This is a genomic window from Streptomyces sp. NPDC058632 (assembly GCF_042717095.1).
Lineage (GTDB): Bacteria > Actinomycetota > Actinomycetes > Streptomycetales > Streptomycetaceae > Streptomyces.
On record NZ_JBHXQZ010000159.1, the window covers coordinates 1 to 8,270 of the forward strand.

Below are 8,270 nucleotides of genomic sequence, written 5' to 3' on the forward strand. Positions count from 1 at the left end.
CCCTGGGCTATGTCTTCCAGGCGCAGCTCGGCCTCCTTGAGCTGCTGCGGGGACAAGAGGATCGCCCGGACGGGGCGATCAGTCTGGAGCTCCACCGGAACCTGTCAAAGCGATCAAGGCAGGTAGATCGTTCTAACGTTGCGCTGGGATCAGTGGGCCGTCTGGTGCCGGCTTGTTGATCCAGGCCGCTGCGGGGAGTGTCGGCGGCTCGGGCGGCTTGCGGACGAAGCGTTCGGGGTGCTTCGCGTAGACCGCCTGGAGGATGTCGGCACGCATCTCGCGGAGTTGCTCGGCGAGGCCGAAGTGGATGTCGTAGGGCGTGTGCAGGCCGATCCCGGAGTGCCGGTGCTCCTCGTTGTACCAGGTGAAGAAGCGGGTGCACCACGCCCGGGCGTCCTCGAGGGATCCGAAACGGCCGGGAAAGTCGTGCCGGTACTTCAGGGTCTTGTACTGGCTCTCGCTGTACGGGTTGTCGTTCGACGTCTTCGGCCTCGAATGCGACTTGGTGACGCCGAGGCCGGCCATCCTCTGGGCGACGTTCTGTGCGACCATCGGGGACCCGCGGTCCGAGTGGATTGTCAACTGGCCTGGCTCGATGCCGTACTTGGCGATCGTCTCGGACAGGAACCGCTCGGCGAGGTCCTTGTTCTCGTGCGCGGCGATCATCCAGCCGGCCGTGTAGCGGCTGAAGATGTCGATGATCGTGTAGAGGCAGTAGTAGACGCCCTTGACCGGTCCCTTCAGCTTCGTGATGTCCCAGCTCCAGACCTGGTTCGGGCCCTCGGCGAGCAGCTCGGGAACGGTCCGGGGCGGGTGGACGGCCTGCCGACGGCGTTCACGGACCTCACCGTGCCGTCGCAGGAGCCGGTACATCGTCGACTCCGAGCACAGGTAGACACCCCGGTCCAGGAGGATGGCGTAGATCTCGGCGGGCGCCATGTCGGCGAACTCCGGGGAATGGAGCACGTCGAGGACCCGTATCTCCTCCTCCGGGGTGAGCGCGCGGGGATGCCGGCGCCGTTCTTGCCGCGGCCTGGCCGGGGCAGGGCTGCGACGGTGGTGGCGGTAGTAGGTGGCCCGGCTCACGCCCAGCGCGGCACATGCCTGGACGCGTCCGACCAGAGGGGTGAGCTCTTCGAGGGCCTGGTCGCGGGCAGTGTCGAACACGGCCGCGGGGGTGGCCCCGGTCATTTGGTGTTCTCGCCGTTCCGGTCCGGGGCGCTGTCCGTGGCGAACTGGTCGAGCAGCGCGGAGAGTTTTCCCTGGACCTCGATGACGGTGCGGGCCTTGGCGAGATCGGCTTCCAGGCGGGCCTTCTCCGCCTTCAGCTTCGCGATCTCCCTGTCCCTCGGGTCCGCCCTCGGCCGTCCGGCCGGCGCGGCGAGCGCCGCCTGGCCGCCCTTGTCCCGCTGCTGCCGCCACGTCGTGATCAACGACGAGTACAGGCCCTCCCGCCGCAGCAGGGCACCCTTGCCCTTCTTGTCCAACGTCTCGTACTCCGCGAGGACCCTCGCCTTGTACTCCGCGGTATACCGGCGCGGACCGGCCGAACGGGCTTCCACCTGCGGATCAGGCATCCCGTGGTCATTCGTGCTGGCCACCCGGGCACTACTCCTTCTCCGCCCTCGACTCAATGAATCATCCAGTATGCCTGACTCGACCTACTTTGACAGAGAGGGGACGTTGCACGCACAGCAGGCCGAACTGGCGCAGCAACTAAACCAACAGCGCGCCGCGCAACTCGCCCCGCTCATGGCGACGTTGGAAGGACTTGCCGCGCAGATCGCCCAGCTGGAGCACAAGATGACTGCTCTCCCGGCGATGGAAGAGATTCTGCAGCGTCGCGACGAAGCGCACCGCACCTTGCTCTCCGCTCAGCAGACCGTGGATGAAATCGAGAAACAGCAGCCGGCTTCGAGAGCATCCGTGCTGTCTCCCATGGACCGGTGCTCCGCCTTCGCCGACCGCATGAACGATTTCCTCGCCCGCTACCGCGACACGCTCTGGGTGACCCGGGACGTGACGATCAGGGACACCGATCTCACTTTCTACGTCGGTTCCCGGCCCTGGGACCAGGGTCTGGGAGCAGAGGCCAAGGTCCTGTTCTTCCTGGCGTACAGCTACGCCACCCTGTTCCTCGAAAGAGACCTCGACCAGGAGTGCGCCTTCCCGGGGCTGTTGCTGCTGGACAACCCCCACCAGCAGGGCATCGCACCCGATGTAGTGCGCCAAGCTCTCATGGAACTGGCCGGAGCCGCCCGCGACACCGGAACCCAAGGCATCAGCACGCAAACGCTGAGGCCACCCACCGATCCTGAAACCATCCGCGAGATCGCGATGCCGAAGGTGTACGCCACCCCATAGCAAAATCGCAGTGCAGGCAGGCCCCGGTCACGTCACCGGCCATGAGGCAGCTCCCGACCACCCATCGGCCCACGAGTCGGATGATCCCGGCCGAACTCCGATCCGGCCGGGACTCTCCCGCCTCCGCCCCTGGGCGGGACTCTGCACCAGGAGGACAGCACCCGAGCTGGCTGCGCCAGGCAAGCCCGCCGATGCCGCTCCTGCGAGCGAGGGTGTTCAGGCGGTGGTGCGATTGCCCTGGCGGGCGGCGAGCGCGGCCTCGGCGCTGGGGTAGGCGGGCAGGAGGGTGTCCATCCCGGTGACGCTGAGCAGGCGGCTCAGCCGGTCGGGGATGACCGCCAGGGTCAGGGAGCCGTCGGCGTCCTTGGCGCAGCGCCAGATGCCGACGAGGGCTCCCAGCCCTGAGGAGTCGCAGAACGTGACACCCGACAGGTCGGCGACCAGGTCTGCGTGTCCGGCCGCGATGAGTTCTAGGGCGCGGGCCCGCGCGGCAGGTGCGGCGGCGTTGTCGAATTCACCGGACAGTGCGATCACGGCCAGGGCGCCGTCGGTGTGCGGGACGTCGATGTGGAATGTGTCGGTCATGGGCGTCGGATCTCCTGCCCGACGGAGGCGTCGGCGGGTGCGGTCGGGGCGGCGGCGCTGTGCGCGGTGGTAGTGATGCCGGCGGGAGCGGCGTCCGCGGTGGGGACGGACAGAGCCAGCAGCGCCACGTCGTCGCGTTCGGTGTCGGGGAGTGTGTCCAGGAGCGCGACGGTGTCATCGATCAGGGCGCCGGCACTGACCGGCGCCCCTCGCTGGGCCAGGAAGTCGGTAAGGCCGGTATCGGCGAGCATGCGGCCATCGACGGTGTGGGCCTCGGTCAGCCCGTCGGTGTACAGCAGCAAGCCCTCGCCGGGTGCCAGGTGCAGGGTGAGTGAGGCGAAGGCGGCCTCGGCGAACGCGCCGACCAGCATGCCGCCCTTGGCACGGGCCGCCTCGACCCGTACCCCGCCGCCCTCGGCAGGGCTGAGGTGGTAGGCGGGCGGGTGACCGCCGGTGGCCAGCGTGACAGTGAAACCGCCGTCCCGGGCCGGATCGAGCAGGCCGAAGACGGCGGTGCAGAAGCGGGTGCCAACCGCCGCGTCAAGCAGCAGCGCGGTGTTCAGGGCTTTGAGCGCGGCAGTGGGGTCCGCGTCGACGAGGGCTGCGGCCCGCAGCGTGTAGCGGGTCAGTGAGGTGACCGAGGCGGCTTCGGCGCCCTTGCCGCACACATCGCCCAGGAAGAACGCCCACCGGCCTCCGCCGATGGGGAAGACGTCGTAGAAGTCGCCCCCCACTTCCTGCGGGGAGGCGGTCTTGTAGTGGCAGGCCAGCTCAAGCCCGGGTACCGCGGGCAGCGCGGGAGGTACCAGGGTGCGCTGCAGGGTGGAGGCAAACGCGGCGATGGCAGCCTTGTCCCGCTCCGCACGCTGGCGGGCCTCTTCCTCCGCCTGACGCTTCTCCTGCTCGGCTCGTATCACGTGCAACGCCGACAGTCGCAGTTCCAGCTGGTCGCGCACCACCGCGGCCAGGTCTGTGAGGGTGGAGGCATCGGCCTCGCTGATCTCGCGGGGGCGGGTGTCAAGGACGTTGACCGTGCCCAGGCGGTGCCCGTCGGCGGTGATGATCGGAGCGGCGGCGTAGAACCGCACCCCCATCGGGCCGGCGACCAGCGGGTTGGAGCAGGCGACCGGGTCCAGCAACGTATCGGGGATGACGGTGGTGTCATCACGCAGCACCGCCGAGGCACACAGGCCCGGATCCCGGCCGATCTCGCTGACACCTTCCAGCCCGTGCGCGGCTTTGAACCAGATCCGGTCCTCGTCCACGATCGTCACCGTCGCCACCGGCACCTCGAACAGCCGCGCGGCCAGCGCCGCGACTCGGTCGTAGGCGCCGTCCGGCGGAGTGTCGAGAATGTTGTAACGGCGTACCGCCGCCATCCGCGCCGCCTCGACCGACACGGCCAAAGGCTCGCTCGGTGCTATCGCAGGCAGGATCGCTTGTTCCGGCATGTCCCTCGTCTCGCTCATCCCCCCAGGAAGGCACCGACCAGACAGCCAGCACTCCGGAACCCTACTCAACGCGGCCGGGGCACCCGATCCGACGGCGAGCTTCGTAGTGCGCACCGGCATCGTGGACGGCCGCCCAAGCACCGACCGCAACCGGGCGCAGTGATCGGCGAAAAGGCGAACGTGACGACCTTCGTGGTCCGGACCACAAGCTGCTCACCGACCTGAGCACATAACTCCGACGGGACGTTGCCCCCCGGCCAGGTCGATCAGGTCTTCCGCCGCGAGGACCTGGCGGACCTGGGCGCCGCCGGTACCACGCTCGGACCGGAGCAGGACACCGCCCGACTCGATGTGCGCAGGGTTGTTCGATTGGATGGCGCGGCTCGGTTGGATCCGCTCGCCGCAGTCGATCGAGATCCGCTTCGGCACCTCGCGGGCGCGGGGTTGAACGATGTCGCGGAAGGAGTAGGCATGAAGGTGAGGGGAAGGGGTAGGCGCGGCAGAGCGAGTCGAGGTGGGCCGGTGTCGGCATGGCCGACAAGGGGAGGGACACATGGTTACGGATACGGCAGCGGCGACGGCGGATGTGAAGTGCGCTGAACTGCCGGCAGTCCCGGACCCGTCGAAGGTCGCTCCAAAGGACGCCCGTGAGCTCACCCGCCTGTTCTTCCAGCAGCTGGACCGACTGGAGGAGGGCACGCCGGAGTACCAGTACGCGCGCAACACGCTGATCGAGATGAACATCTCCCTGGTCCGCTACGTGGCCTCCCGTTTCCGCAGCCGGGACCCGGAGGAGATGGAGGACATCGTCCAGGTCGGTGTGATCGGTCTGATCAAGGCCATCGACCGTTTCGAGCTGTCCCGCGAGGTGGAGTTCACCTCCTTCTCGATCCCTTACATCGTGGGCGAGATCAAGCGGTTCTTCCGTGACACCACGTGGGCCGTGCACGTGCCGCGCCGTCTGCAGGAGGCCCGCGTCCAGCTGGCGCGCGCCACCGAGGAACTGAGCAGCCGCCTGGGCCGCACCCCGACCGTGGCGGAGCTGGCCCAGCTGATGAACCTGGAGGAAAAGGAAGTCATCGAGGCACGAGTGGCCTCCAACGGCTACCGCTCCTCCTCCCTGGACGCCGCCATCAACAACAGCGAGGACGGCGAGAGCGCCCTGTCCGACTTCATCGGCAACGAGGACGGCGCGCTGGAACTGGTGGAGGACTTCCACGCACTCGCCCCGATGATCGCCGACCTCGACGAGCGCTCGCGCATGATCCTGCACTGGAGGTTCGTGGAGGAACTCACCCAGGCCCAGATCGGCGAACGGCTCGGCGTCTCCCAGATGCACGTCTCCCGGCTGCTGTCACGCACCCTGGCCCAGATCCGCCAAGGCATGCTCACCACCCACTGACACCGCCCGCATCAAACGGCGCCATCCTTGTGGTGAACCGTTCACTTCGCCACCACCCTGTGCGCGGTCGGTTTGGAGCGGTCCCGCTCAGTCCGTCTCCACTCGTGTGGGCGGCCTCCGCGCCATTCCACCCAGCGTGGATCGTTCAACACACTGCCTCGGGTTCGTCGACGCCCGCGGCTTGAAGGAACACCACCAGGTCGTGATCGCTGTAAGCGGTGCCGAGGATCTCGTCCCGGCCGTGCGAGTGCACGGTGACGCTCCGGCCACCGGTGCGGGAGGGGCTGGTGTACGACGATCGGCGCGCTCATCACACCTCCGAGCGTGCTCCTGGCAGAGCCGTGCGGCGAGTCGGGGCTGCCCGGGTCAGGAGGTGTCGCCGGCCAGTCGAAACGGCGCGGGACTCCGGCACGCGGGTCCTACGTCGCCGGGCCTGCCGGTGTCGAACTGCCCCACGCTCTGAGGGCAACGCGGGTGTCGATCCCGTGGCCCAGGGTCACGCAAGCAGCCTGACCCGCACCTCACCGCTCGCGCGGTCCACCTGCACGGCATGACCGGCTTGCGTGAGGATCGCCAGCAGCGCCGACGGCAGAGCAGCGCGAATGCCCTCGAACTCGGCATCCTCTCTGCCCGCAGGATCTAACTCGCTGCCGGGCACCCATCCCACCAGCACCGAGTCCGTCTCCCGCCGCACCCGCAGGCCAGGGCTGCCCTCATCACCGGCCGACGCCACATCGAAGCCAGCACGGGCCAACGTCCCGCACACATCAGCGAGCAGCTTCTCCACGGCATCAGCGGTCACCGCCAAAGCCTATCCACACACACCCTGACGGTTTCGGGCACAGGTGCTTCACCTGCGGAAGGAGGAGAGCCGGCCGCTGGTCTTGTGCGCTGTCTCTGCCTCCTCCCGCTTTTGGCGCGCCGTCGTGCACGAAACCGAACGCCACCTCGGCTGGGGCGCAGATCGTAAGGTGCGGCATGCCCGACCCTTTCCCTCGCCGCCATCGCCTGCCGGTAGCGCGCCGTTTCAGGCAGGCCGTCAGGGAAAGGTGGTGGGGCCGACGGGAGCGTCGGCTGTTACTGGGGGCGGCGTCCGGTGACGTCTCCGCCGGGGTCGTCGGGCAGGGCGATGCGGGCGGTGACGCGTTTGCCGACCGGCTCCCGCTGGACCTCGAAGCCCTGCGCGACGGCCATGACGATCTCCAGGCCGTGCTGCCCGACTCTGCCCGCGTCGGCGGCCCGCGCCACCGGCAGGATCGGATCGCTGTCCCACACGATCACTTCCACCACGGCGCCGGAAATACGCAGCTCCATCAGTACGGGGCCAGGGGCGTACTTGCGGGCGTTGGTGACCAGCTCGCTGACCACCAGCTGGGTCAGGTCCATCGCGCGGGCGGACACCGGCAGGCCGTGCTCCGCTTGTACACGGGTGAGGAAGTCCCTCGCGCGGTGGCGCGCCTCAGCAATGACGTGCCCGTCGCCGTCCAGGGCGATGGTGTCCTGTATCGGAGGGACGTCCGGCATCACGCTGCCCTCGCCCTCGGGCACTGATCCAGCCGGCTCCACCCTTGTTCCCCCGTTCACACTTCCTGCGCGTACCCGCACTATGCCTCACATGTCCCGTGAGAACCTCATAACGGGCCGCACATGTGTTCGCCGTAGCATGAGGCAGGTTATCGGCGCACTGTCGCGCCGGGGCCTCGAGTCCCAACAGTGAGCGGTCAAGGAAACAGTGACAGACACCCACGGAGCAGCCCGGCCCGGCCATCTGTCGATCGGCCATGCCGCTATCGACGGCATCCGGGTAGTCACCCTGCGCGGCGAGATCGACCACGATGTCAAGGACATGCTCGGCGAGGCCCTGCTGTCCTGTGACGGCGCGACGCCGCCGCGGACCGTGGTGGACCTCAGCGGCGTGACGTTCATGGACTCCAGCGGCATCAACGTCTTCGTCGCCGCCCACAAGAGCATGAATGACGCTCAGGGCTGGCTGCGTATCGCCGGCGCCCAGGAGTCGATGCTGCGGCTCCTTGAAATCGTCGGCCTGGACGACGTCATCCCCTGCCATTCCACCGTCCAGCAGGCCCTGACCGCCTGACCCACTTGTGGTGCCTTGTTTGTGAGGCAGGAGCCGGGGCACAAGCGGCCTTACCGCGACCGCGGCACCCAAGGCTACGAGGAGGCGCTTCCATGACTGCCGGCGAGAAAGCCAAGGCGAAGACCGAGCAGGCCGAGGGCAAGGCCAAGGAGGCCCTGGGAAGCGCTCTCGGCAACGACCGCATGGCTGCCGAGGGACAGGCGCAGAAGAGCAAGGGCGACGCCCGTGAGGCCAAGGAAAAGGCCAAGGACGCCTTCAAGCACTGACACGTTGTACTAGGTCCTGTCTGGAGTTCGGATCAGGAGTTCGGTAGATCGCCTGCGCGTTAGGGCTCGGCCTTGATAAGCCGTCAGTCATGGCGCGAGGCGAT

Annotated in this window: 9 protein-coding genes; 4 read left to right on the forward strand and 5 right to left on the reverse strand. The window is 68.1% G+C overall.

The features are described from left to right. Nucleotides 1-132: 132 nt before the first annotated feature. Nucleotides 133-1,577 (reverse strand): IS3 family transposase gene (locus ACFWVE_RS34055; protein WP_384022856.1). Its coding sequence is split into 2 segments (ribosomal slippage): nt 133-1,262 and nt 1,262-1,577, totalling 1,446 coding nucleotides; the frame shifts between segments, so codons are not numbered across the junction. A gap of 70 nt (nt 1,578-1,647) precedes the next feature. Between ACFWVE_RS34055 and ACFWVE_RS34060 the strand changes: the two genes are divergently transcribed. Further along, entirely contained in the window at nt 1,648-2,364 is a 717-nt protein-coding gene (locus tag ACFWVE_RS34060) for a hypothetical protein (protein WP_384022836.1), read from the forward strand. Between the two features lie 216 nt (nt 2,365-2,580). Here the strand turns inward: ACFWVE_RS34060 and ACFWVE_RS34065 are convergent, their stop codons facing one another. Beyond that, on the reverse strand, nt 2,581-2,949 hold the full coding sequence (locus ACFWVE_RS34065; RefSeq protein WP_384022839.1) for an STAS domain-containing protein: 369 nt from the start codon (nt 2,947-2,949) through the stop codon (nt 2,581-2,583). Continuing rightward, entirely contained in the window at nt 2,946-4,418 is a 1,473-nt protein-coding gene (locus ACFWVE_RS34070) for a PP2C family protein-serine/threonine phosphatase (protein ID WP_384022842.1), read from the reverse strand. Before ACFWVE_RS34070 ends, ACFWVE_RS34065 begins: the two co-directional genes overlap by 4 nt. A 535-nt stretch (nt 4,419-4,953) precedes the next feature. Between ACFWVE_RS34070 and ACFWVE_RS34075 the strand changes: the two genes are divergently transcribed. After that, nucleotides 4,954-5,802 (forward strand): RNA polymerase sigma factor SigF, encoded by an 849-nt coding sequence (locus ACFWVE_RS34075; RefSeq protein ID WP_384022845.1) that lies wholly within the window; start codon nt 4,954-4,956, stop codon nt 5,800-5,802. A gap of 496 nt (nt 5,803-6,298) precedes the next feature. Here the strand turns inward: ACFWVE_RS34075 and ACFWVE_RS34080 are convergent, their stop codons facing one another. Together ACFWVE_RS34080 and ACFWVE_RS34085 are read right to left on the reverse strand one after the other, a co-directional pair. Further along, a complete protein-coding gene (locus ACFWVE_RS34080; protein WP_384022848.1) occupies nt 6,299-6,604 on the reverse strand; it encodes a hypothetical protein in 306 nt (101 codons plus the stop codon). Nucleotides 6,605-6,879: 275 nt separating this feature from the next. After that, nucleotides 6,880-7,326, reverse strand: coding sequence for an ATP-binding protein (locus ACFWVE_RS34085; RefSeq protein ID WP_384022859.1), 447 nt, complete (start codon nt 7,324-7,326; stop codon nt 6,880-6,882). 208 nt (nt 7,327-7,534) lie between these two features. Between ACFWVE_RS34085 and ACFWVE_RS34090 the strand changes: the two genes are divergently transcribed. Both ACFWVE_RS34090 and ACFWVE_RS34095 read left to right on the forward strand, forming a co-directional pair. Then, nucleotides 7,535-7,900 carry an STAS domain-containing protein gene (locus ACFWVE_RS34090; RefSeq protein WP_384022851.1) on the forward strand — a complete coding sequence of 122 codons (366 nt, stop codon included), beginning with the start codon at nt 7,535-7,537 and terminating at the stop codon, nt 7,898-7,900. A gap of 92 nt (nt 7,901-7,992) precedes the next feature. Beyond that, complete coding sequence (locus ACFWVE_RS34095) at nt 7,993-8,166, forward strand: CsbD family protein (protein WP_384022853.1); 174 nt, start codon at nt 7,993-7,995, stop codon at nt 8,164-8,166. The last annotated feature ends 104 nt before the right edge of the window (nt 8,167-8,270 follow it).